Annotated in this window: 18 protein-coding genes and 1 pseudogene; 6 read left to right on the top strand and 13 right to left on the bottom strand. The window is 73.2% G+C overall.

Features of this window, described 5'->3' with window-relative positions:
• Nucleotides 1-3: 3 nt before the first annotated feature.
• Together PO879_RS15075 and PO879_RS15080 are read right to left on the bottom strand one after the other, a co-directional pair.
• Nucleotides 4-780 (bottom strand): potassium channel family protein, encoded by a 777-nt coding sequence (locus PO879_RS15075; RefSeq protein WP_278235671.1) that lies wholly within the window; start codon nt 778-780, stop codon nt 4-6.
• 4 nt (nt 781-784) lie between these two features.
• Nucleotides 785-2,107 (bottom strand): YibE/F family protein, encoded by a 1,323-nt coding sequence (locus PO879_RS15080; RefSeq protein WP_278235672.1) that lies wholly within the window; start codon nt 2,105-2,107, stop codon nt 785-787.
• Between the two features lie 60 nt (nt 2,108-2,167).
• Here PO879_RS15080 and PO879_RS15085 point away from each other — a divergent pair, with 60 nt between their 5' ends.
• Nucleotides 2,168-3,181 (top strand): DMT family transporter, encoded by a 1,014-nt coding sequence (locus PO879_RS15085; RefSeq protein WP_278235673.1) that lies wholly within the window; start codon nt 2,168-2,170, stop codon nt 3,179-3,181.
• A gap of 110 nt (nt 3,182-3,291) precedes the next feature.
• Here the strand turns inward: PO879_RS15085 and PO879_RS15090 are convergent, their stop codons facing one another.
• Nucleotides 3,292-4,755 carry a hypothetical protein gene (locus tag PO879_RS15090; RefSeq protein WP_278235674.1) on the bottom strand — a complete coding sequence of 488 codons (1,464 nt, stop codon included), beginning with the start codon at nt 4,753-4,755 and terminating at the stop codon, nt 3,292-3,294.
• 159 nt (nt 4,756-4,914) lie between these two features.
• Between PO879_RS15090 and PO879_RS15095 the strand changes: the two genes are divergently transcribed.
• Nucleotides 4,915-5,586 carry a DUF305 domain-containing protein gene (locus tag PO879_RS15095; RefSeq protein WP_278235675.1) on the top strand — a complete coding sequence of 224 codons (672 nt, stop codon included), beginning with the start codon at nt 4,915-4,917 and terminating at the stop codon, nt 5,584-5,586.
• A 129-nt stretch (nt 5,587-5,715) separates the two neighbouring features.
• On the opposite strand, the gene PO879_RS15100 is transcribed toward PO879_RS15095, so the two are convergent.
• The 4 genes from PO879_RS15100 to PO879_RS15115 all read right to left on the bottom strand — a co-directional run bounded on the left by PO879_RS15100 (nt 5,716) and on the right by PO879_RS15115 (nt 8,864).
• A complete protein-coding gene (locus PO879_RS15100; RefSeq protein ID WP_278235676.1) occupies nt 5,716-6,525 on the bottom strand; it encodes a CPBP family intramembrane glutamic endopeptidase in 810 nt (269 codons plus the stop codon).
• Between the two features lie 26 nt (nt 6,526-6,551).
• Nucleotides 6,552-7,205, bottom strand: a complete 654-nt coding sequence (locus PO879_RS15105; RefSeq protein WP_278235677.1) for a biliverdin-producing heme oxygenase — start codon at nt 7,203-7,205, stop codon at nt 6,552-6,554.
• 76 nt (nt 7,206-7,281) lie between these two features.
• Entirely contained in the window at nt 7,282-8,454 is a 1,173-nt protein-coding gene (locus tag PO879_RS15110) for a DUF6596 domain-containing protein (RefSeq protein ID WP_278235678.1), read from the bottom strand.
• On the bottom strand, nt 8,451-8,864 hold the full coding sequence (locus tag PO879_RS15115) for a YciI family protein (RefSeq protein ID WP_278235679.1): 414 nt from the start codon (nt 8,862-8,864) through the stop codon (nt 8,451-8,453). The genes PO879_RS15110 and PO879_RS15115 overlap by 4 nt, the downstream gene beginning before the upstream one ends.
• A 155-nt stretch (nt 8,865-9,019) precedes the next feature.
• Between PO879_RS15115 and PO879_RS15120 the strand changes: the two are divergent.
• A pseudogene (locus tag PO879_RS15120) lies at nt 9,020-9,591 on the top strand (DinB family protein).
• A gap of 19 nt (nt 9,592-9,610) precedes the next feature.
• Nucleotides 9,611-10,849, top strand: coding sequence for a 23S rRNA (uracil(747)-C(5))-methyltransferase RlmC (gene rlmC / locus PO879_RS15125; protein ID WP_278235680.1), 1,239 nt, complete (start codon nt 9,611-9,613; stop codon nt 10,847-10,849).
• Between the two features lie 9 nt (nt 10,850-10,858).
• Here rlmC and PO879_RS15130 read toward each other — a convergent pair whose 3' ends face one another.
• Nucleotides 10,859-12,187 carry a zf-HC2 domain-containing protein gene (locus PO879_RS15130; protein ID WP_278235681.1) on the bottom strand — a complete coding sequence of 443 codons (1,329 nt, stop codon included), beginning with the start codon at nt 12,185-12,187 and terminating at the stop codon, nt 10,859-10,861.
• A gap of 138 nt (nt 12,188-12,325) precedes the next feature.
• On the opposite strand from PO879_RS15130, the gene PO879_RS15135 reads away from it, so the two are divergent.
• Complete coding sequence (locus tag PO879_RS15135; protein ID WP_278235682.1) at nt 12,326-13,417, top strand: FUSC family protein; 1,092 nt, start codon at nt 12,326-12,328, stop codon at nt 13,415-13,417.
• Between the two features lie 32 nt (nt 13,418-13,449).
• Here the strand turns inward: PO879_RS15135 and PO879_RS15140 are convergent, their stop codons facing one another.
• Both PO879_RS15140 and ddaH read right to left on the bottom strand, forming a co-directional pair.
• Nucleotides 13,450-14,517 (bottom strand): ornithine cyclodeaminase, encoded by a 1,068-nt coding sequence (locus PO879_RS15140; protein ID WP_278235683.1) that lies wholly within the window; start codon nt 14,515-14,517, stop codon nt 13,450-13,452.
• On the bottom strand, nt 14,514-15,419 hold the full coding sequence (ddaH, locus tag PO879_RS15145) for a dimethylargininase (RefSeq protein WP_278235684.1): 906 nt from the start codon (nt 15,417-15,419) through the stop codon (nt 14,514-14,516). Before ddaH ends, PO879_RS15140 begins: the two co-directional genes overlap by 4 nt.
• Nucleotides 15,420-15,534: 115 nt before the next feature.
• Here ddaH and PO879_RS15150 point away from each other — a divergent pair, with 115 nt between their 5' ends.
• On the top strand, nt 15,535-15,978 hold the full coding sequence (locus PO879_RS15150) for an Lrp/AsnC family transcriptional regulator (RefSeq protein ID WP_278235685.1): 444 nt from the start codon (nt 15,535-15,537) through the stop codon (nt 15,976-15,978).
• Between the two features lie 103 nt (nt 15,979-16,081).
• Here the strand turns inward: PO879_RS15150 and PO879_RS15155 are convergent, their stop codons facing one another.
• From PO879_RS15155 to PO879_RS15165, 3 genes are all read right to left on the bottom strand, one after another.
• Complete coding sequence (locus PO879_RS15155; protein WP_278235686.1) at nt 16,082-19,987, bottom strand: LamG-like jellyroll fold domain-containing protein; 3,906 nt, start codon at nt 19,985-19,987, stop codon at nt 16,082-16,084.
• A gap of 180 nt (nt 19,988-20,167) precedes the next feature.
• On the bottom strand, nt 20,168-22,282 hold the full coding sequence (locus PO879_RS15160; RefSeq protein WP_278235687.1) for a TIM-barrel domain-containing protein: 2,115 nt from the start codon (nt 22,280-22,282) through the stop codon (nt 20,168-20,170).
• A 42-nt stretch (nt 22,283-22,324) separates the two neighbouring features.
• Entirely contained in the window at nt 22,325-24,265 is a 1,941-nt protein-coding gene (locus PO879_RS15165) for a beta-L-arabinofuranosidase domain-containing protein (RefSeq protein ID WP_347568605.1), read from the bottom strand.
• Between the last annotated feature and the right edge of the window lies 1 nt (nt 24,266).

Below are 24,266 nucleotides of genomic sequence, written 5' to 3' on the forward strand. Positions count from 1 at the left end.
GCGTCAGCCCCGCGAGTGCTGCACGCGGCTCGCGGCGAGGCTGACGATCATCGCCACGAAGACCACGAGGTACACCTGCCCGACGATCGCCTCGCTCGTGGCGAGGAGCCGACCCACCGGCGTCACGGCCGCGAGGTCGCCGTACCCGAGCGTCGTGATCGTCGTCAGCGAGAAGTACATGAACGACGTCGTCGGCTGCTCCGTGCCGAAGAAGGGAGACTCGGTGAGGTTGTCCACCGTGAGGAACGCGTAGTAGTACATCAGCGAGATGAGCAGGTAGGCCGACACGGCCCCGAGCACCGTCGCGAGGGTGACGATCCGGTGGTGCACCAGCCGCCGCACCACGACCACGGGGGCCAGCGCCGCGATGAGGAGCAGCAGCGGGGGCGCGGACGTGACGGCGTCCGAGGTGTCGAGCAGGAGCACGATCACCAGGGACACCGCGACCAGCACGCCCAGCACGACGTAGGCCCACCGCCGCCACCGGGTGCGCAGGCCCGCCGCGCGCAGCGCCAGACCCAGGGTCGCCCCGACCGTGAGCGTCGTCGCCAGGCCGGCCAGCGCCGGGCCGAGCTCGTCGCCCGCGGCCCGGATGTCCACGAGCGACAGCAGCGCGACCGTCAGCCCGGTCAGGGCGAGCAGGATCCCGAACCGGTCGATCCAGCGCGAGTGCGGGTCGAACCGGGTGTCGTCACCGGCCGGCGGCTGCGGCTCGCGCGAGATGAAGGCGTCCCGGCCGACGGGGGCCGGTTCGCGCGGCGGGTCCGGCTGCTCGGGCACGGCGTCAGACTCGCTCGTCGGGTCGGGTCGGCACGTCGTCCTCCGGGGTCGGGTCCGCACCATCGTGGCCGACCCCGGCGCTCGCCGCCAGGGCAGCGCCCGTGGGCACGGTGACCGCGGCGATCGCCGTCGTGATCGGGATCGCCAGCACCAGCCCGATGGACCCGACCAGCGTGCGCACGATCTCCTCGGCGATCTCCCCCGAGGTCAGCGTCATCATCGGGGTCTGGTCGAGCAGCCACACCGTCAGCAGCAGCGGCAGGGCCGCGCCCACGTAGGCGAACGCGATCGTGTAGACGGTCGAGGCGATGTGGTCGCGCCCGATGCGCATCGCCCGGGCGAACAGCATCCGCCGCGGGGCCAGCGGGGCCAGCGCCCGCAGCTCCCACACGGCCGAGGCCTGCGTGATCGTCACGTCGTTGAGGACACCCATGCCGGCCAGCACCAGCCCGCACAGCGCGATGCCGCGCAGGTCCACCCCGGGCGCGATCGTCGGCAGGTTCTGCGCGATCTCCTCCGAGGCGCCGGTGATCTGCGCGGCACCCGTCGCCCACGCCCCGATCCCCGCGGTGAGCGCCAGCCCTGCCAGGGTGCCCAGCAGCGCCACGGTCGTCCGGGCCGTCAGGCCGTGCGCCAGGTAGAGGACGGCCAGCATCACCGCCGACGACGTCACCAGGGCCACGCCCATCGCGTTCTCGCCGGACAGCAGCGCCGGGAACGTGAACCCGACGAACACGGCGAACGCCACCGCCAGGCCGACCAGGGCCGCCAGGCCGCGCCAGCGGGCGACCAGCAGCACGACCAGCACGTAGGCGACGGCGAGGATCCCCAGGGGCACCTCGCGCTCGTAGTCCATGAACACGTACGGCACGGGGGTCTCGGCGAAGTCGCCGATGTACAGCGCGATCACCGGGTCGCCGGGCTCCAGCTCGAACCGTGGCTCGGCCTGCATGCCGGAGGTGCTGCCGTCGGCCAGGCGGATCTCGACGTTGCCGATCGTCGAGTCGTCGGTGGTGGGCCACGACGCGTCCCCGGCGGCCTCCCCCTCGAGCGGTCCGACGACGGTCGCGGACACGAGCTCGCTGCCCTCGACGACGACCGGCACCCGGTCCGGGATCCCGGCCTCGGCGGGCCACAGCTGCCACAGGCCGAGACCGGTGGCGACCAGCGCGGGCAGCACCAGGAGGGCGAGCACGAGCCGGGTGCGCCAGGGCGCCGGCGGCACGGGACCACCGTGCCCGTGACCGTGCCCGCCGTCGGGCAGGGTGGAGAGCTCCGTCGTGCGGGCGTGGCGGGCGCCTCGCCGGGAGCCGACGTCGGTCGTCACGGTGGCATGGTGTCATCCCGCGCCGCTCGGCCCGTGCCGCCCGCGCCGTAGACTCCGCGGGTGACCGCCCAGCCCGCTGCCCGCAGCGCCGGCACCGTCGCCGGAGTCGCCGCCGCCGTGGTGGGCGGGATCGCCGCCGCGTCCCAGTCCCGGGTGAACGGCACCCTCGCCGAGCACGTGGGCTCCGCGTTCGCCGCGGCGGTGATCTCGTTCGGCTCGGGCCTGCTGTGGCTGACGGTCGCGGTCCTGTGCTGGCCCGCGGCGCGGTCCGCCGTCGGGCACGTGCGCGGCGCCCTGCGCACCGGCGGGCTGCGCCCGTGGGAGGTGCTCGGGGGTCTGGGCGGCGGCTTCTACGTGGCGGCCCAGGGGCTGACCGTCTCCTCCCTCGGCGTCGCCCTGTTCATGGTCGCGATCGTGGCGGGGCAGTCGACGAGCTCGCTGGCGGTGGACCGGCTCGGCCTCGCACCGGGCGGCGTCCGGCTGATCACGCTCGGTCGCGCCGTCGGCCCGGCCCTGACCGTCGTGGCCGTCGTCGTCGCCGTGTCCGGGTCCGTCGGACGGGTCGAGGACGTGCACCTCGCGGTGATCCCGCTGCTCGCCGGGGTGGTCCAGGCGTGGCAGCAGGCGATGAACGGGCGGGTGCGGGCGGCGGCCGTCCCTGCACCGGCAGCCGGGCGGGCGCCGTCGTCGACGTTCCCGGGCGTGGCCGCGGCGACCTTCGTCAACTTCGGCGTCGGCACGGCGGCGCTGCTGGTCGCGCTCGCGGTGTCGGTGCTCGTGGGCGGCGCACCCGACGGGGCGCTGCCGACACGGTGGCCGCTGGACCTGGTCCTCTACTCCGGCGGACTGCTCGGCATCGTCTTCATCGCCGTCCAGGCCGCCGTGGTGCACCGGATCGGCGTGCTGCTGCTGGGCCTGGGCCTCATCGCGGGCCAGATCGTCGGGGCGCTGCTGCTGGACCTGCTCGTCCCGGGCGCGACGCCGCCCGGCCCGGCGATGTACCTCGGCGCCGCCCTGACCCTGGTCGCCGTCGCCGTGCCGCTGGTCGAGTCCCGGCTGCGGCGTCGCTCCTGATCCACGCGCCGGCGTCGTCCCGTCCCCGGCACGGGTCGAGCGTCTCTGTTCCTCCGGAACCAGCAGCTGATTCCTGAGAAACAGAGACGCTCGATGCGCCCGGGAGAGGGTCAGCCGTGGAAGCGGACCTGCCCCTGCGGGTTCAGCTCACGGTAGGTGTTCGGCTTCTGCTTGCCGACACCGGCCGCGTCGTCGATCTCCAGGACGTCGAACCCCTGCTGGATGTCGTTCGAGAAGACGTACCCGTTGTAGTAGTACGCCGACCACGAGCCACCCAGGACCATCCGCTCCGAGGACAGCGGGCCCCGGTCGAACCAGGCGATCTCCGTCGGGTTCGACGAGTCGGTGAAGTCGAACACCGAGATCCCGCCCTGGTACCAGGCCTGGACCATGATGTCCTTGTCCTTGACCGGGATCAGCGAGCCGTTGTGGGCCACGCAGTTCTCGGTGTTCGTGTTCGTCCGCGGGATCTTGTAGTAGCTGCGGAACTCCAGCTCGCCGTCGACGACGTCGTAGATCCCGTTGGCGCCCCGCTCTGAGCCGACGGTCTCGTTGCAGGTCGCGGCGCCGCCGCCACCGAGCTCGTCGGTGAAGACCACCTTCGTGCCGTCGTTGTTGAACGTCGCCGAGTGCCAGAAGGCGAAGTTCTCGGTGTCACGGACGGTGGAGATCACCTCGGGGTCGGCCCGGTCGGAGATGTCCATGAGGATGCCGTCGCCCATGCACGCACCGGCCGCGAGGTCCAGCTTCACGTAGGTGGTGATGTCGTGGCAGCCGGAGGTGTTCGTGTAGCCACCCTCCGGGAAGAGCACCGGCGTGGAGACGACCGCGGCCTCGGCCGGAGCCTTCGTCGGGATCTCGACCACGGAGATCTTGTCGTGCGGCGGCTGGCAGTCCGACAGCAGCGGGTGCGGCGAGTACGACGAGACGTAGACGTACAGCGTCTGGCCGTTCTTGCTCGGCGCCAGGGAGTTCGTGTGCGAGCCGCACTGCGTCTCGACGGCGGCGACGTACTCCGGCTCGGTCGGCTCGGAGATGTCGAAGACCTTCAGGCCCTCCCAGTAGTCGACGCCGACCGGGTAGATCGACTCGCTCTCGCAGGAGTCGTCGGTGCGCCAGGAGTCCGTGGACAGCACGAGGATGTCGCCGTAGACGGAGACGTCGTTCTGCGACCCCGGGCAGACGACCTGCGCGGCCTGCGTCGGGCTCTCCGGGTCGGAGATGTCGTAGACGGTGAACCCGTTGTAGTTCCCCGCGAACGCGTAGTCGCCGGCGAAGGCGAGGTCGGAGCTGTAGGAGTTCTCGGCGGCGAACGCCCCGTTCTTCGGGATGTTCGCCAGCAGCTCCATGTTCAGCGCGTCCGTGGTGCCCGGCTCCGTGAGCCCCTCCGGTGTCGCGGAGTCGTCCAGGGCGACGATGCTCTGGGCGGGCAGCTCGCTGCCGTCGTCGGGCGCGTCGCCACCGGGTTCGGCGAATCCCGGGGCGGCGACGGCGAACGAACCGACGGCGAGGGCGCTGGTGAGCGCTCCGGCCGCCAGGGCTCGACGCCGCTGTCTCGTGGTCAGATGACGCACAGGCGTCACACCTCCTTGGTAGGGTCCCCCTACTTTCACCCGGTGTGACGCCCGTCACCAGGGTATGTGCAGAGATTTAACCGGATGGTGACAGTGGACGTACAGGGAGCACCCAGGGCTCGACGGCGCCGGCTCCGGCGCGCGACGGGGACGGCCGTCGTGCTGGTCGCCGCCGCGACGGCGGCCGCCTGCACCGGCGGCGGGTCACCGGCCACGACCGAGGCGGCCGCGACGCCGGAGAGCGTCGTGGTCCAGCCCGGCCGGCCCGGCGAGGAGAACGCCACCGTCGCACCAGAGGACGTCGCACCTCCGCGGGCCGACGACGAGTGGAACCGGGCCGACGCCACCTTCATCAGCGACATGATCGTGCACCACGCCCAGGCGCTGGAAATGTCCGAGCTGGCGCCGGACCGGGCCGAGGACCCCGGCGTCCTGGCGCTCGCCGCGCGGATCTACGACGTCCAGGGCGCCGAGATCCACGGCATGGCGGGCTGGCTGCAGGGGCACGACCTGCCCGTGCCCGTCGAGCTCGAGGACGGCGACGGCAGCGGCCCGCGGGCGCCGGTCGACGACGCCCACGACCACGACCCCGAGGACATGCCGGGCATGCTCAGCGACGCCCAGATGGCCGAGCTCGAGGCGGCGTCCGGCACCACCTTCGACCGGCTCTACCTGGAGGGCATGATCCAGCACCACCAGGGTGCGGTGACCATGTCCACCGAGCTGGCCGTCGACGGGATCAACTTCCGCACCCAGGAGCTGGCCAACGACATCGGCGCGGGCCAGCTCGCGGAGATCGGGCGCATGCAGGACATGCTCGACGACCTCTGATCGGGCGATGGCCTGACCCCCACCGCGCCGGTCGAGCGTCTCTGTTCCTCAGGACTCAGCGGCTGAATCCTGAGGAACAGAGACGCTCGACCGCACCCGCCGGAGAGGTCCGGCGCGCCGGGAGCCCGGTCAGGGTGCCGTGACGAAGATGTCGAGCAGCTCCGGGTGGTGGCCGTGCACGAGCACGGCGAACACGACGGCGTCGAACAGCAGGTGCACCGTGACGACGTACGGCAGCGACTTGTACCGGGCGAAGATCCAGCCCTGGACGAGCGCGAACGGGATCGTCAGCAACGGACCCCACTCGCGGTAGCCGAGCTCCCACAGGAACGACACGAAGACCATGGCCTGCAGGACGTTGGCCGCCTGCAGCGGGAAGTGCCGCCGCAGCAGGGCGAACACGGTGCAGATGAAGAACAGCTCGTCCCAGATCCCCACCGCGTTGACACCCACGAACAGCCGGGCGATGTCGCTGTCGCCCTCGAGCGGCGGCCAGTTGAGGTAGGCGCCCGAACCGAGGAAGTACCAGGGCAGCACGAGGTAGCCGACCACGACCACCACGACGAGGTACAGCCACTGGCCGCGGGTCCACCGGCGCCCCGTGAATGCCGGGAACCGCACCGCCCCCGCGCCGTCGTCGTCCCGGAACCAGTACTTCGACAGCGCCCAGGGCACGAGCACGGCCAGCGAGAGCGCCACCGTGAACCGCGCCATCCCGGCGTTCGACAGGTCGGCCTTCAGCGAGATCGACGAGACGATCGCCATGCCGAGCGCGATGAGGCCGAGATCGCGGCCGAGCACGCGGTCGACCAGGAGTCCGAGCACGACGCCGGCGACGAGCGGCACGTAGCCGAGCGGACGCACGTGCACGGCGAAGAGCAGGATCGCCGCCCCGCACACGAGTACGGCTGCGCTGTAGCGCGCGAGGGTGACGGCCATGCCCGCACCCTAGCGGCGCGGCGCCGTCAGCGACCGGGGTGGGCCGCGCCGAGCTCGACGAACACGGCCCGGTTGAGGCGGAACGCCTCGCGGGCCTCGGACACGGCGAGGTCGACCTCGTCGGCGCTCAGGTCCAGCGCGTCGAGGCGTTCGCGGTAGAGGTCCTTGAACGGCTTGAGCCTGGAGATCTCGGGGAAGTCGTAGAACTCCAGCCCGGCCGTCCCCATGTCGTAGTGACGCTGCATCATGCGCTGCACGATCTGTCCGCCGGACAGGTCGCCGAGGTAGCGCGTGTACGCGTGGGCGGCGTACTGCGGCAGGCGCGTGCCGACGTCGTGCAGCCGCGCGACGTACGTCCGGGTGGCCGGCAGCGTGCGGACGCGCTCGCGCCAGTCCGGCCCGTACAGGTGGGCCAGGTCGCGCTCGATCGCCGGGACCCGGGTCAGCTCGTCGAAGACCAGCGCCTCCCCGCGCGCGTCGTGACGCACGGCTTCGCTCGCCTGCTCCAGCGCCGTGTAGACGGCGTGCTGCTGAGCGGCCAGGTCGGCGTAGGCGGCGACGTCGAGGCCGCCGCTCATCAGACGCGCGACGAACCCCTCGTTCTCGGCCTGCTCGTGCTCCCGGCGCGTGCCGTCACGCAGCAGGACGGAGAGGGTGCCCTTGGGGGCGACGACGGGCATGGGACCTCCACGGATGTTCATGACGAGGCGTCAGGACGTCTCCCACGATAGCAGCGGGGCTGAGGCATGCCTCACCTCATCCCCGGAGCCGAGCCGCGCACCGCAGGAGGTGGTGCCGTTCCGCCAGCGTCGCCGCCTCGTCGGCGGCCCGCGCGTACAGCTCCCACGCCTCCCCGACGTCGCCGGCGCGCTCGTGCAGGTACGCCGCGGCGGCGGTCCGCCGGGGCACCCGGTCGGGCACGGCCTCCAGCGCCCGCAGTCCCGCGAGCGCCCCGTCGACGTGCCCGACGGCGACCGCCCGGTTGAGCCGCACGACCGGGGAGTCGGCGAGCGCCACGAGCTCGTCGTACCACTCCAGGATCTGCACCCAGTCGGTGTCCTCTGCCCGCGGGGCGTCGTCGTGCAGGGCCGCGATCGCCGCCTGGACCTGGTACTCCCCCAGCCGGTCGTCGGCGAGCGCGGCGTGCAGGACCTGCACGCCCTCGGCGATCGCCACGGTGTCCCACCGCGACCGGTCCTGCTCGGCGAGCGGCACCAGCTCACCGCGCCGCGTCCACCGGGCAGCGCGACGGGCGTCGGTCAGGAGCATGAGGGCGAGCAGCCCGGCGACCTCCGTGTCGGCCGTGGCGACGGCGAGCTGCCGGGTCAGGCGGATCGCCTCCCGCGCCAGGTCCACCTCGCCCGTGTGCCCCTCGGTGAACATCACGTACAGCACGCGGAGCACGTTCTGTACATCCCCCGGACGGTCGAAGGACCGGCCGGACAGCGTGCGCTTCGCCCGGCTGATGCGCTGGGCCATCGTCGCCTCCGGCACCATGTACGCCCGGGCGACCTGCGCCGTCGTCAGCCCGCCCACGGCGCGCAGCGTCAGCGCCACGGCCGACGCCGGGCTGAGCGCCTCGTGGCAGCAGCGGCTCAGCAGCAGCAACGTGTCGTCGGACTGCTCGGTGGGACCCGGGTCCGGGGTGGCGTGGACCTGATCTTCCCGGCGACGGCGCGCCGTCTCGGAGCGCTGCACGTCCAGGAACCGGCGCCAGGCCACGGTGACCAGCCATCCCTGCGGCTCGTCGGGGATCCCGTCCGGCCAGCGTCGGGAGGCCTCGAGCAGCGCCTCCTGCACGCAGTCCTCGGCCGTGGCGAAGTCGGCCCCGCGGCGCACGAGCACGCCGAGCACCCGCGGACCGAGCTCGGCCAGGAGCTCGGTCACGCGGGCGTCCGGGGCCGTGGCGCCTCCGGGCGGCACCGTCATCCGTCCGTGGGAGGAGCGTCCGCCATGAAGGGCCGGACCTCGATCCACTCCTCGAGGGGCTTGCCGCCCTGCCCCGGTGCCGAGGACAGGAACGCCGCCGCCTCGTGGGCCCGCTCGGTCGACTCGACGTCGATGATCATCCAGCCGGCGACGACGTCCTTCGTCTCGGCGAACGGACCGTCGGTCACCGGCGGGCGCCCCTCGCCGTCGTACCGCACGAACGTGCCCTCCGGGGACAGCGCCTGGGCGTCGACGAACTCGCCGCGCTCGGTGAGCACGTCGGCGACGTGCTGCATGAACGCGATGTGGTCCGAGACCTCCTCGGGCGTCCAGCGGTCCATCGGCTCGCGGGCGTTCGGACGCTGCTCCGGGCCGCCGCGGTAGTGCTTGAGCAACAGGTACTTCGCCATGGTCGTTCTCTCCTTCGTCTCGAGGACGTCGTCGATCGGGCCTTCTCCGATCGTGCCGACACCCCGGGGACGGAGCCACCCGGCGGTTCTCGACATCCGGCCGGTGCGTGTCCCCGGGGCGACCTAGGCTCGCCGGTGACGACGAGGAGGTCGACGTGGACGAGGACGAGGTCAGGGCCACCCTGCACCGCTACCTGCGCGACGCCCGCGAGGCGCTGCTGTGGAAGACGGAGGGGCTGTCCGAGCGAGCGCTGCGCACGCCCCGGACCGGCACGGGCACGAACCTGCTCGGTCTGGTCAAGCACGCCGCGAGCGTGGAGATCGGGTACTTCGGCGAGACGTTCGGACGCGACTGGCCGACGCCGGAGGAGACCCCCTGGATCGCGCGGCTAACGCCGACTTCTACGCCGAGGCCGACGAGACCGCCGACGGCCTGCGCGACCTGTACCGCCGGGTCGCCGAGTTCGCGGACGAGACCATCGAGTCGCTGCCGCTCCGGGCACCCGGCCGCGTGCCGTGGTGGGGCGACCGCGGGGACGTCACGCTCCACCGGGTGATCGTCCACGTGCTCGCCGACCTGGAGCGTCACGCCGGCCACGCGGACATCCTGCGAGAGGAGATCGACGGCGAGGTCGGGCTCCAGCCGAGCGCCACCAACATCTGGCCGACGGACTGGGACGCCTACGTCGACCGGCTGCGGGGCATCGCGGACCGGTTCCCCGACTGACGCACGGGACAATGGGGCCGTGCAGTGCCCCCACTACGACGCCGGCCGGTGCCGCTCGTGCACCCTCATCGAGATCGCGCGCCCCGAGCAGGTCCGCGACAAGGAGTCGCACGTGCGCGAGCTGCTCGCGGCGTACGACGACGTCTCCTGGCTGCCGGCCGTCGTCGGACCCGAGAGCGGCTTCCGCAACAAGGCGAAGATGGTGGTCGCGGGCACCGTCGAGGAGCCGGTGCTCGGCATCGTCGGGCCGCCCGGACCCTACGCGGGCCAGAGCGTCGACCTGACCGACTGCGGCCTGTACCCGCCCGCGCTGCAGGCCGCCTTCGGCCCGCTCGCCGAGCTGATCACCCGAGCCCGCCTGCAGCCGTACGACCTGGCGCCACCGGCCGACGGTGCACGCCGCAAGGTCACCCCGCGCGCCGCCGCCCGGCGCGGGGAGCTCAAGCACGTGCTGGTCACCCTCTCCCCCGACGGCGAGCTGATGGTCCGCCTCGTGCTGCGCTCCACCGAGGCCCTGGACCGGATCCGCAAGCACCTGCCCTGGCTGCACGAGCGCCTGCCCGGGCTGGCCGTGCTGAGCGTGAACGTCCAGCCCGCCCACGCCGCCGTGCTGGAGGGCGAGCAGGAGATCGTGCTCACCGAGCGCGCCACCCTGCCCATGCGGCTGGACGGGGTCACGCTGCACCTGCGTCCGCAGAGCTTCTTCCAGACCAACACCGGGGTCGCGGAGGCCCTGTACCGCCAGGCACGACGGTGGATCGACGAGATCGACCCGGCCACGCTGTGGGACCTCTACTGCGGCGTCGGCGGGTTCGCGCTGCACGTCGCCGCCCCGGGCCGGTCGGTCACCGGCATCGAGATCTCCGCCGAGGCGGTCGCCTCGGCGACCACGACGGCGTCCGAGCTGGCCACGCTGCCCGCCGGCGCCGTCGTCGGCTCCCGGGACGCGGACTGGTGGCGCCGCGCCATGGCGGGTGTCCGGTTCGCCGCCGGGGACGCGACCGGCTTCGCGCTCGGCAGCGGGGACGACCCCGAGCTGGTCGTGGTCAACCCGCCCCGGCGGGGCATCGGAACGGACCTGGCTCGCCGGCTCGAGGCGTCCGCGGTGCAGCACGTGCTCTACTCGAGCTGCCAGGCCCGGACCCTGGCACGCGATCTGGCCGAGATGCCCTCGCTCCGCCCCCGACGAGCGGTGCTGCTGGACATGTTCCCGCAGACGAGCCACTACGAGGTGCTGGTGCTGCTGTCCCGCGGATGACGGGCGGGCTCAGCGCTCGTCGACGGCGTCGAGCCACGCCTCCGGCGTCGTTCCCTCCGGCGCGCTGACCTGCACGGTCACGCTGCCCGGCGACCCGCCCGGGGTCCACACGCGCCACACGCCGTCCTCGGTCTGCTCGATACGGACGTTGCCGCGCGCGGCCTCGACGGCCACGACCTCGACCCCGGGGCTCGGCACGACCCGGAACTCCCCTCGCTCCTCGAGGTCGAGCCCGACCGTGGTCGTGACCGGCTCGGGTGGCGGCTCGGGCTCCGGGTCCGGGGGCTCGGGGGTCGGGTCCGGCGTCGGCTCCGGTTCCGGGGACGGCGTGGGCTCCGGGCCGGGCGGGGGCTCCGGCGAGGGGTCCGCCGGCGGCTCCGGGACGACGGCGGGCTCCGGGTCCGGGGGCTCGGGGGTCGGCTCCGGCGTCGGTTCCGGCGTCGGCTCCGGTTCCGGGGACGGTTCGGGTTCCGGGGACGGTTCGGGTTCCGGGGACGCTTCGGGTTCCGGGGACGGCTCCGGGGACGGACCCGTGGTCTCCCGCGGCGTCGGGGCCGGCGAAGGGCGCTCCATCGCCACCGGAGCGGTGGGCGGCGCCTCGTCCGGCACGTCGCCCCCGACGAGGGCGCCGGCCGCGACCGCGACCGCGGCGACCCCGACGCCGGCCGCCAGGGCCACCGGGCGCCCGACCAGCCGGCGCGCGCCCTGCACGAACCACTCCCCGGCCGCGACGAGGGCGGCGCCGAACGGCCCCAGCCAGGCGAGCGCGCCGTGGGACGCCGCCGCACCGGACGCGCCGACGACGACCGGTACCGACATCCCCGAGACGGCGGCCCCGCTGAGCAGCACCGGCGCCATGTCCCGCAGCGCCCAGGAGGACTCCCGGACGTCGATGAAGGCGCGCAGGCACCCGGTGCAGCCGAACAGGTGGTCCTCGAGCAGCTGCCGCCGGCCGCCACCGAGCCGGTGCTGGACGTAGGCGTGCAGGTCGCGCCGGGTCTCGACGCACGCCCGCCGCGGTCCGCCGCGGGCGTGGGCGGCGGACAGGGCCCGGCCGAGCTGGTCCTCGGCCTGCCGCAGCCGACGCGCCGCCGACCTCACGTGCACGCCGAGCTCGCGCGCCACGACCTCGATCCGCCGGCCCAGGACGTGCAGGTCCCAGAGCAGCTGCTGGTCGTCGTGGGACAGCGTGGCCAGGGCGGTCCGCACGATGTCCGGGTCGACCGTCCCTTCGGCACCCGGCCCGTCGTCGTGGCCCCGGGCAGCGGCCGCGGCACGCATCTGCCGCGCGACGTCGTCGGCGCCCGACGACCCGGAGGCGTCCTGCCTCGCCCTCACGCGTTCCCTCTCCCCTGCCGGTCCACCGGCCTGCCACGGCGGGCTCCGCCCGCGCCGGGGACATGATCGCAGCGGTGTACCCGGTGCTGGCAAGTCCCTGCACAGGAAACGCGCCGCAGGTTCCGCTTGACTGAGGACGTGCGCACCACCGAACAGCTCCGTCCCTGGTCGCGTCTCCGCGACTGGTTCGCGTCCCCGGCGAACCAGACCGACGTGCTGCAGCTGGTCAAGTCCGTCGTCGCCGCCATGGTCGCCTGGGCGGTGGCCGGGTTCGCCCTCGGGCTCGAGCAGTCGTTCCTGGCACCCTGGGTCGCCCTGCTGACGATGCACGAGACGGTGCACCGCACGCTGTGGCGTGGCGCGCAGACGGTCCTCGCCGTCGCGACGGGGATCCTGGTCTCCCTGGTCGTCGTGCAGTTCTTCGAGGCCACCGTGTGGTCGTTCGGGCTGGCGCTGCTGGTCGGGCTGCTCCTGGGACGACTGCCCGGGCTGCGCACCGAGGGGCTCACCGTCGCGACCACCGTCCTGTTCGTCGTCACCACCGGCTACGACCTGTCGGAGCAGCGCGCGATCGAGCTGCTCCCCGACCGCCTGCTGGACACCGCCGTCGGCGTGGGGGTGGCGCTGCTGGTCAACCTGGTCGCCTTCCCGCCGCTGAACGACCGCAGCGCGCAGCGGCAGATCGACGACGTCGACGAACGACTCGGCGAGCTGCTGGGCGACATGGCCACGGAGATGCGTCAGCCCTGGGACTCCCAGTCCGAGGACGACTGGATCGAACGCACCCGGTCGATCCAGCGGGACCTCGACCAGGCCTGGTCGCTCGTCCGGACGGCCCGCGAGGCCGGCCGGTGGAACCCACGCCGACGGCGGCACCCCGGCGCCGCGCTGGCCACCTACCCCGAGGTGCTCCTGCGGCTCGAGGAGGGCGTCGCGCAGACCCAGGCCGTCGCCCGGCACGTCCGCGACGCGAGTCGGGAGGCCTCGGACTGGGACCCGCGCTTCAAGGACCGGTACCTCGACCTGCTCGAGGAGGTCGGCCGCCGCGTCGCCGATCCGGACCAGGACGTCGCACCCCTGCGCCAGGACGTGGGTCGGCTCGCCGAGGACCTGTCCGACGAGGACCTGTCCGGCCGGTACTGGCCGTTGTACGGGGCACTCATCGCGAACCTGCGGGCCATCATCGACATCGTCGACGACGTCGCCACCGCCCGGCCCGTGCGGACCTGAGCCCACCGGGCCGGGCGGAGGCCTCGGCGCGATCAGCCCTGCGGCTGGAGCAGCGGCGCCGCGACGAGCGAGAACAGGTCCTTCGGGTCGGTCGGCTCGGCGATGAGGTCGACCTGCGCCAGCAGCTCGCGTCCGGCCGGGTCGGACCGCAGGGCGGCGTGCACGAACCGCAGCGTCGTCCAGTCCTCGACGGCGAACCCGACGGAGTCGAACACGGTCACCTGATCCGGGTCCGTCCGGCCCGAGGCCTGGCCGGTGAGGATCTCCCACAGCTCGGTGACGGGGTGGTCGTCCGCGAGCTGCTGGATCTCCCCCTCGATCCGGGTCTGCGGGGTGTACTCGACGACGACGGCGGTCCCGGGTGCGGTGAGGATGCCCGCCTCGAGCTCGGTCTTGCCCGGGCAGTCCCCGCCGATGGCGTTGACGTGCACGCCGGGCGCCGCGGTCGCGAGCATGTCCGCCGTCAGCACGGTGGCGTTGCGCTTGTCGGCGGTGCACGTGGTCACGACGTCGGCCCCGGCCACGGCGTCGGCCGCGCTGGTGGCCTCGTGCACGTCGAAGCCGAGCGCCCGCGCGTTGCGGACGAACTTCTCCCGCGCCGCCGGGTCCACGTCCCAGGCCCGCACGTGGGTGGCGCCGAGCAGGGCCCGCATGCCCAGCGCCTGGAACTCGGCCTGCGTGCCGGTGCCGATCAGCGCGTGGGTGCGGGCGCCGGGCCGGGCGAGCGTGCGGGCGGCGAGCGCCGACGTCGCCGCCGTGCGCAGCGCCGTGAGCAGCGTCATCTCGGCGAGGAACGTCGGGTAGCCGTTCTGGACGTCGGCGAGGACGCCGAAGGCCGTCACGGTCTGGAAGCCGCGCGCCGGGTTCAGCGGGTGGCCGTTGACGTACTTGAAGCCGTAGGTGACGTCGTCGGACGTCGGCATGAGCTCGATGACGCCGTCGCGGGAGTGCGAGGCGATGCGCGGTCGCTTGTCGAGCTCCGGCCAGCGCCGGAAGTCCGTGGCGAGGGCGTCGGCGAGCTCGGTGATGATCCGTTCGGGGCCGCGCTCGGCGACCCAGCGGGCGGTGGCGGCGACGTCCAGCAGGTCGACGGTGGTCATGAGCGCACCTCCTGCGCAGGTCGGAGCTCGAGGGTGCAGCACTTGACCGAGCCGCCGCCCTTGAGCAGCTCGGACAGGTCGATGCCGACGGGGGTGTACCCCCGCTCGCGCAGCGCGGCGTGCATCCCGGTGGCGCGGTCGGACAGGAACACGTGCTTGCCGTCGCTGACGGCGTTGAGGCCGAGCACGTCCGCGTCGGCCTCGGTCGCGAGGATCGCGTCCGGGTAGCGCTCGCTCAGGACCGCCTGGGACTCCGGGGTGAACGCCCCGGGGAAGTAGGCGACCTCCGGGCGGGTGCCGTCGTCGGACGCCGTCGTCAGCACGGCCAGCGCGGTGTCGAGGTGGTAGAAGCGCGGGTCGACGAGCTCGAGGGTGAGGACGTCGACACCGAGGCGCTCGGCGACCTCGGCGTGGGCCTCGCGGGAGGTGCGGAACCCGGTGCCGGCGAGCATGACCTCGCCGTCCCAGAGCAGGTCGCCCTCCCCCTCGTTCAGCTCCGCCGCCTGTCCGAGGGCGACGAGGCCGTGCCGCGTGCCAGCGTCGCGCATCCAGGCGTCGTAGGCGATGCCCTCGGGCTGCCGCTCGGGGTGGGTGAACCGGGCGGCGAGCGCCTGGCCGTCGACGACGACACCTCCGTTGGCGGCGTAGACCATGTCGGGCAGGCCGGGCTCGGGCTCGACGACGTCGACGGTGTGGCCGTGCGCCTCGTAGGCGGCCTTGAGCGCCTGCCACTGCACGACGGCGTGGCCGGCGTCGACAGGGACCGTGAGGTCCATCCACGGGTTGATCGCGTAGACCACGTCGAAGTGGACGGGCGGGCACATGAGGTAGTGGCGTGCGGTCGGCGTGCGGTCGGTGCCGGTCGTCGCGGTCTGCGCGACGGGCGGTGTGAGCAACGTCATGCAGCGAGGCTAGGGGGACAGACATGAACCCGAACGGCGTGTTTCCTGCGCATCCTGACGCAATGTCGCATTATTCCGTACCCTGGGCGCAACGAACCTGCGTCGAGGAGTGGGGATGGACCAGACCAACCGCGAGATCGTGGCGATCCTGCTGCGCGACGGCCGGGCGTCCTACGCGGAGATCGGGGACGCCGTCGGACTCTCGGCGACGGCCGTCAAGCGTCGCGTCGACCGGATGCAGGCCCGCGGGGAGATCGCCGGGTTCACCGTGCGGGTCGCCCCGGAGGAGCTGGGCTGGCGCATCGAGGCCTACGTGGAGATCTTCTGCCGGGGCAACATCTCGCCGGCCGCCCTGGAGCGGGACTTCGGGCCGATCCCGGAGGTCGTGCGCGTGGACACCGTCACCGGCGAGGCCGACGCGCTGGTGCAGATCATGGCGGGGTCGATGTCCGACGTCGAACGGATCGTCGAGTCGTTCCGGGTCAACGCCCGCGTGGACAAGACGCGCACCGCGATCGTCATGTCCCGGGTGATCGACCGGCCGGCGCGGCTGGACTGAGCCGCACCGGCCGGTCCCACGCCAGCACGTCGAGCGTCTCTGTTCCTCAGGGATCACGGACTGATTCCTGAGGAACAGAGACGCTCGACGTCCCCTCAGGGGATCACCGGCAGGTGACCGCCTCGTACGGGTGGGTCGTGGTGACCCCGCCCGCGGTGACGGTCAGCTCGCCGGCCTCGAGGGTCGGCGACTCGGCCGAGAACGGCTGCCTCCAGGTCTTGCCCGGCTTCAGCACGTCCCGGGTCCGCTCGTCGCCGAGCCCGGTGACGGTGACGTCCGTGCGCTCGCCGGAGGTGTTGGTCACCTCGGCGACGACGAACGCGGCCTTCCCTCGGCACTCGGTGGCGACCTGGACCGTCACCGGGCTGGGCACCACGACGTGGGCCAGCGGGGAGACGGTGATCCGGTCGACGATCGGGGCCCACTGCGAGCGCAGCAGGTAGTCCGCCGGCCAGATCTCGGACGCGTAGGTCTCGCCGTCCCAGTTCGGCATCTCCTGGCCGCGCAGGGAGATCGTGTTCTCGCCCTCGACGAGGTCGAGCACGATCGTGCGCTCGAAGAAGTTGTTCTCGTGGAACGTCGGCACGAACGGCACCCGCTCGGCGTCGCCGCCGTTCACCGAGATGTCGGCGTGCCGGGCGACGGGGTTCGGGTTGTAGTGCGTGCCGTCGACCTGCTCCGGGTTGGAGAACCGCACGACGACCGCGTGCCGGCCGGCCTCGGCCGCCTCGACGTGGAACGTCAGCGTGTTGTCGTTGCCCGGCTCGCCCCCGACGCCGGTGACGGCGGCGCCGCCCTCGGCCAGGGAGTACTCGCCCACGGACGCGTCACCGGTGAGCTCGGCGTCCTCGGCCTGGTACTCGGCGGGCTCCAGCAGCCCCTCGCCCGGGGCCACCGTGAGACGGTCCAGGACGACGCCGTCGGCACCGGCGGTGACGACGATCTTGTTGACGCCGCCGGCCAGGTGGGCGGCGACCTCCTGGGAGGTGCCCAGGTCGAGCACGTCCGCACCGTTGACGGCCAGGGTGCCGTCACCCGCGGAGCCGACGAGGTCCGCACCCAGGTGCGCCTCGCCGTCGACCGGCGAGTACACCCAGAACGTCGCGGAATCGCCCTCGGCGAGCTCCACGGCGCCCGGACCGGACACGTCGGAGACCTCGTAGGTGGCGGTCCCCCCGTCGAGGACGGCGGTCTCGGCCTCGTAGACCGAGGTCGCGGCCTCGGGGTTCGGCAGGGCCAGGGTGATGCGGTCGATGATCGCGTCACCCTGCGTGGCGCCGGAGCCGTCGAGGCTCTGCGCGGCCAGCGAGATGGTGTGCGTCCCGGCGGTCAGCTCGACGGTGGTGTCCGCGTGGTCCCACACGACCCACTTGTAGGCCAGCGGCAGGTGGATCTCCTGCTCGGCCCCGCCGTCGACCCGGACGAACACGTTGGTCGGCCCCTGCTCCTGGACCAGCCCGAACCGGTTCATCGTGGAGGAGAACACCGACAGGTCGTAGGTGCCGTCCTCGGGCACGGTGACCTCGAAGTCGAGGACGCCGTCCGACCCGGTGCGCAGGCCACCGACGTTGTACCCGCCGGAGGTGTAGAACTTCGCCACGTCCTGCGGCGAGCCCTCGGGACCGTTGAGCGAGTAGCCGGAACCGGTGTACTCGGCGTCCTCGGCCTCGTAGCTGCCCTGCCACAGCGTCGGGGTCGACGCCGTGGTCTCCCCCGCGCCGACCGGCGTGACGATCAGCTCGTAGGCGCTGGACTCGGCCAGCTCGGGCAGCTGCGACCCGTCGAAGGCCACGGTCGCGACGCCGTCGGTCACCGGGACGGTGAGGTCGGCCAGGTGCCGGGGCTGGGCGGAGTCGCCGAGCTGACCGGTCCACGGGATCTCGCGGGCGGTGACCCGCACCTCGTCGCCGAAGACGTCCGACGGGACGTTCACGAGGTCGACCGGCGCGGGGCCGTCCTGCCCGCCGAGGACGACGCGGGCCTGCCGCTGCTGCTCGTCGAGCGTGGCCAGGCCCTGCAGGCTGTAGTTCTGGCCCGGGTAGGGCGGCGTGACCTCGACGGTGTGGCCGGTCATCCGGCTGTAGGCGTTGTAGAGCCACCACTGCCCGTTGCCGCGGTTGGTCTGCACGGCCGAGTCGGACAGGTTGCCGTTGATGTTCCAGAACGCGATCATCGCCTGGACCTTGGCGTCCTCGATGGCCGACATCCACTGGATCATCTGACCGGGGACCGAGGTGTGGTAGTTGAAGGCGTACTCGTTGACGTTGACGGGGAGTTCGGTGCCCTCGTGCTCGGTACCGGCGAAGACGTCGGCCTCCCACTCGCGGTACTCGGCCACCGACTCGCGGATGGCCTGCGGGTGGGTCAGCTCGTGCCACGTGACGATGTCCGGGACGGTGCCCTCGGCGACCGTGTGCTCGAGGAAGCCCTCGATCTGGGGCCAGAGCTCGATCGCGCCCGGCCCGGCGACGCGCATGTCCGGGAACCGCTCCTTGATGGTGCGGTACGTCTCGTCCCACGCGGCGAAGTAGTCGGTGGGGTCGGACAGCCACGAGGTGCGGTCGAGGCTCCACTGCCCCGTGCCGAACATGTTGCCCGCGGGCTCGTTGTACGGCTCGATGACGAGGTGCTCGCGGGTGTCCGCGTCGAGCGTGGAGATCATGTCGAGCTGCTCGTCCAGCACGGAGCGGTAGCTCTCGAGCTTCTCGGCGGGCGTGGCGTCGGGCTGGTCGGGCGACGGCCACTGGTAGGGGAAGCCGCGGTACCAGTCGGTGACGCGCAGGTAGACGTCCCCGCCGGTGGTGCGGGCCAGCGGTCCGAGCACCTCGAGGGCGTCGGAGCCGGGGTGCTGGGCGCCGTCCTGGGCCTTGGTGGCCACGGACTGCACGCCCATGCCCTCGACGAGGTTGTCGGTCGGCATGCCCTCGCCGTAGAGGCCGTACAGCAGCCCGGAGGCTCCGCCGGAGAACTCACCGGTGTCGGTGCCCAGGTCGACCTTCAGCTCGCCGCGGTGCACGGTGACCTCGGCGGTCACGGTCGTGCCGGCCGCGTCACCGGCGACGGTGAACGTCCCGGAGGTCTCGTAGTCGGCGGGGTCGACGTCGTCCCAGGTGACGGGCACGTCCCGATCGTAGCCGTCGGAGTACGACGCGCGGACGGCGGACGGCAGGTCGGGGGCCGACCCGGCCGAGGTGCGCACCTCGAAGACGTCCGTGCTCAGCCCCTCCAGCGTCGGGACCGTGCCGCCGAGCTCCTCGGTCAGCTCGGTCACCTGCTCGGCGCTGAGGGCCGAGCGGTAGATCCGGAAGTCGTCCACGGCACCGTCGAACGCCGGGTCCGGGTAGAACGACCGCCCGATGTAGCCGGCCTGCGCCGCGGCGTCGGTGAGCAGGTCGGTGCCCGCCACGGACGTCTCGGCCGAGCCGACGGCCACGCCGTCGAGGTAGGTGGTGATCTGGCCGGCGCCGGAGTCGAGGGTGACGGTCAGGGTGACCCAGTCCCCGGCCTCCAGCGGCCCGTGCCCGGTGATCTGCGACTCGCCGCCGGCGCCGCCGCTGGTGACGGCCGCGCGCAGGTCCCCGCCGTTCGACGGCGTGGTGAACAGGTAGCGGGACGTGTCGGTCCCGAGGTCGAAGACCCGCTGCCAGGGCCCGCCCTCGCCGTCCCAGCGCACCTGGGCGGAGACGGTCAGGTCGGCGGCGCCGTCGATGGCGTCGCGCGGGATGACCACGTGGCCGCCCAGCAGGTCCAGGGCGCCGGCGGCGGAACCGTCGGCGGCCGTGGTCAGGGCGGTGTCCCCGGCCAGGGTCCCGTCGAGGCCGTTGCCCGACGAGTCCGGCACCGTGGTGTCCGTGACGTCGTCCATCGCGTAGTGCAGGTCCGGGTCGGGCGTGGCGGCGGCCGCGGGGGCCGCGACGGCCCCGCCGAACACGCCGGCACCGAGCATCGTCGCCGCGGTCAGCGCCGCGGTCGTGCGCCGCGGCGAGCGCCGCGGAGGTGTCGTCCTCATCAATGAGTACCTTTCGTCGTCGCGCGCCGCGTCGTGCGCGCCTCGAACCTCGTCGTACGAGCCCCCGCCCCCCGGCGGGGTCCAGCGTCCCCTCCTCTCGTCACGTCGTCGTGGCGATGCCCGGGGCCTGCGTCGAACCGGTTCGATGACCGGCGGACGACGGCACGCCCCGGCGGATCGTCAGCCCACCGGCGTCCCCCCGGTCACGGACCCGGACCGCCCCGCGGTCCGTCCGGCAGTGCGTCCGGCAGTCCGACCCACCAGGTCGCCGAGCGCGCCGTCGCGCAGGAACACCGGCACCACGTCGAGGGGTGCGTCGACGACGACGGTGGTCCCGCCGTCGTGCACCGCACCGCTCGCGGCGTCGGTCCACCGCGCGCCGGCCGGCAGGTACACCGCGCGCTCGCGGGCACCGGCCTCCAGCACGGGCGCGACCAGCAGGTCGCGACCGAGCAGGAACTGGTCCGCCACGTCCCAGCAGGCCGGGTCGTGGGGGAAGTCGTGGAAGAGCCCGCGCATGGCGGGCTGGCCGTCGGCGTGCGCCGTCCGCATGACCTCGCGGACGTAGCCGCGCAGGTCCTCGCGCAGGTGGACGTAGCGCTCGAGGACGGCGTACACCTCCTCGCCGAAGCTCCACAGCTCGTTCGGCCCGCCGCTGCGCAGCCGCGGCGACCCGTCGGCCGCGGTCACCTCGCGGTACGGCAGCCGGTCGCCGTGCAGGCGCATCACCGGGCAGAACGCGCCGAACTGGAACCAGCGCACGAGCAGCTCACCGAAGTCCGGGTCGGTCGCGTCCCCGTCGTGGAACCCGCCGATGTCGGTGGTGAACCACGGGATGCCGGCCACGCCCATGTGGATGCCTGCGACCACCTGGCGGCGCAGGTCGGTGAAGGTCGAGGAGATGTCGCCCGACCACACCAGGGCGCCGTAGCGCTGGCTGCCGGCCCAGGCGCACCGCAGCAGGTTGACCACGTCGGTCTCGCCGTCGGCCCGCTGCCCCTCGGCGAAGGCCCGCGCGTAGTGCTGCGGGTAGACGTTGCCGACCCGGACGTTCGGGCCGGCGTGGTAGCGGTAGTTGTCGAAGTCGTAGACGCCGTACTCGGGCTCGGCCTCGTCGAGCCAGAAGGTGCGGATCCCGTAGCGGCCGTAGTTCTCCCGGCAGGTGTCCCAGAGCCAGCGCCGCGCCTCGGGGTTCGTCACGTCGAGGAACGCGCTGGGCCCCTGGAACGCCATGTGCACGTCCGGGCCGCGCTCGGCCCGGACCAGCAGGTTGTTCCGCCGCAGGTGGGAGTAGTTCTCCGACGTCGTGGCGATCTGCGGCCAGACCGACACCATGAGCTCGACGCCCATCTCGGCCAGCTCGTCGACCATCGCCTGCGGGTCCGGCCAGAACTCCTCGTCGAACCGGAAGTCGCCCATGCGGGGCCAGTGGAAGAAGTCCGCGACGATCACGTCCAGCGGCAGCCCGCGCCGCGTGTGCTCGCGCGCGACCGCCAGGAGCTCGTCCTGCGAGGTGTAGCGCAGCTTGCACTGCCAGAACCCCAGACCCCGCTCCGGCATCATCGGGGCGTGGCCGGTGGCGTCCGCGTACGCCCGCGTGATCGCCGCCGGGGAGTCCCCCGCCGTCACCCAGTAGTCGAGCTGGCGCGTCGACTCCGCGGTCCACTCGGTCCGGTTGCGCCCGAAGGTCGCCCGGCCCACGGCCGGGTTGTGCCACAGGAACCCGTAGCCCGCGCTGGACAGCACGAACGGCACGCTCGCCTGGGAGTTGCGGTGGGCCAGCTCCAGGGTGGAGCCCTTCAGGTCCAGCAGGTCCTGCTGGTACAGGCCCATGCCGTAGAGCTTCTCGTCGGCCGGAGTCTCGAAGGACGCCGTGAGCTCAAGGTCCCCGCCGAGCCGTGGCCGCAGCCGGCGGGCGGTGAGGTTGAGCGACCCGCCCCGGTCCTGCTCGCGCAGGAGCGGGCGGCCGTCGACGGCGTCGTAGAACGCCAGGTCGCACCGGGTCACCTCGTACCCCACGATCTCGTGGAACCAGGCGGCCACCGTGAGCTCGACCCGCAGCCGGCCGACCGTCAGGGTCGCCCCGTCAGCGCGCGTCTCGACGCGGGCGTCGGACGCCGCCGGCGCGAGCAGCGCCCAGTCGGCGTCCTCGACGTCGCCCTGCAGCGTCGAGCGCACGCGGACGGCGTCGGCGCCCCACGGCTCGACGACCAGCGTCTCGCCCTCGCCGCGCCAGGTCAGCCGCGCGCCGTCGACCTGCAGGGACAGGTCACCGGGGACAGGTGGTGTGGTCACGTGGTCTCCTTCGACGACGGTGCGGGAACGGGGCGCGGGTGGTCAGGCGGTGGGCAGGAAGACGCGCATGGTCGAGGGTCCGCGCTCGGCCCACCGGTGGTACGGGACCATCGGCAGGTCGACCGGCTCGCCGCCCGCCGGCGGCGCCGGGGGGCCGAACGGCGGACGCCCGGCGGGCTGGGCGAAGTCCGGCAGCACGACCGCGCGCACCTGCGCCCCGTCCCCGGCGGTGACCGGGGCGACCGACGTGTCCATCCGGACCCGGTCGATGTCGACACCGTCGGGCAGGTCCGTGGACTCCAGGCAGAGCACCAGCGGCCCCCGCTCGACGGCGACGCACCCGCGCACGGCGTCGACCCGCGGGTCCGGCCAGGTCAGCCGCGGCGCCACGGGCAGCTCCAGCACCACGGTGCTGCCGGTCGCCACCGTCACGTCCGCCCAGCCGGGCGCGACGGCGCGGGGGGCGCCGCCGTCGGTGCTCACGGTCGCGCCGTCGGCCCAGTGCGGCACCCGCAGCCGGAGCGTGACGGGACGTCCGGGCGCCTCGGTGACGTCCACCGTGACCCGGCCGGAGACCGGGTAGTCGGTGGACACCGCCAGCGCCACGGCGGCACCGTCGTCGAGGGCGACCCGCAGGTCGGCCGCGGCGTACTGCACCAGCGAGACGGTGTCACCGTCGACCGCGGCCAGGTAGGTGTGCCACGACGCCAACGTGCGGGCGATGTTCGTGGGGCAGCAGGAGACCTCGAACCAGGGGGCGCGCACGCCGCCCTCGGCCCGCGGGTTCTCCGCGTCCATCGGCACGTCCTCGCCCGCCTCGCGCTGGTGCAGCGGGTTGGCGTAGAAGAACGCGCGGCCGTCACCCCGGGGCGAGGTCGCCACGACGTTGAAGAACGTGCGCTCCATGAGGTCGGCGTACCGGACGTCTCCCGTGGCGAGGTGGAGCCGCCACGAGACCATCACCGAGGCGATGCCCGCGCAGGTCTCGCAGTAGGCGCGGTCCGGCGGCAGCTCCCAGTCGTCGCCGAATCCCTCGTCCTGGTGGCGCGAGCCCATGCCGCCGGTGAGGTACGTGCGACGCTCCACGGTGCGGTCCCACTGGCGCTGCACGGCCGAGAGCATCTCGGCGTCACCGGTGTCCAGGGCGACGTCCACCGCGCCGGCGGCCAGGTACAGGGCCCGCACGGCGTGGCCGCGCCAGACGTCGGCCTCCCGCACCGGGACGTCGTCCTGGTAGTAGGTCGGGGCGAGCAGCGGGATCGGGGCGAGCCTGCCGTGGCCGCGCCGGTCCAGGAACAGGCCGGCCTGGGCCGTGTACCGCGGCTCGCCGAGCGCCCGGCCGAGCTCGGCCAGACCGACCTCGATCTCCGGGTGCCCGCACAGGCCGTCGCGTCCGTCGGGACCGAACTCGGCGCAGACCTGGTCGGCCGCCCGGCGAGCGACCTCGACCAGCGGGTCGTCGCCCACCGTCCGGTACCGCGCCACCGCCGCCTGCAGCAGGTGGCCCACGCAGTACAGCTCGTGGCCCATGGCCATGTCGCTCCAGCGGGGCTGCTGCTCGGCGTGGCCGTAGCAGGTGTTGAGGTAGCCGTCCTCGTCCTGCGCCGCGGCGATCCGCTCGGTCAGCGCACGCACGGTGGCGTCGACCCGCGGGTCCTTCGTGCGCCCGAACTCCCAGGCCAGCCCCTCGAGGAGCTTGTAGACCTCGGAGTCCGAGAACTGCCAGCCCGGACGCTCCGTCGACGTCGTGCCGGAGGCCACGCGGTCGAAGTTCGCCAGCCAGCCCAGGTGCTCCATCCACTGCAGGCAGTGGTCGAACGTCGCCGCGGTGTTGGTCGTCTGGAGCTCGCCCCAGAACCCGCCGCGCAGGTGGGCCTCGCCGAGGCCCAGCCCGCGAGATGTCGCACCGGAGGTCGGTGCGGGGACCACCGGGCGCGCCAGCACGGACGCCGGGGTGGTGTCGGTCATCGTCGGTTCGGTCACG

Source organism: Isoptericola sp. AK164 (assembly GCF_029643425.1).
GTDB classification, from domain to species: Bacteria; Actinomycetota; Actinomycetes; order Actinomycetales; family Cellulomonadaceae; genus Isoptericola; species Isoptericola haloaureus.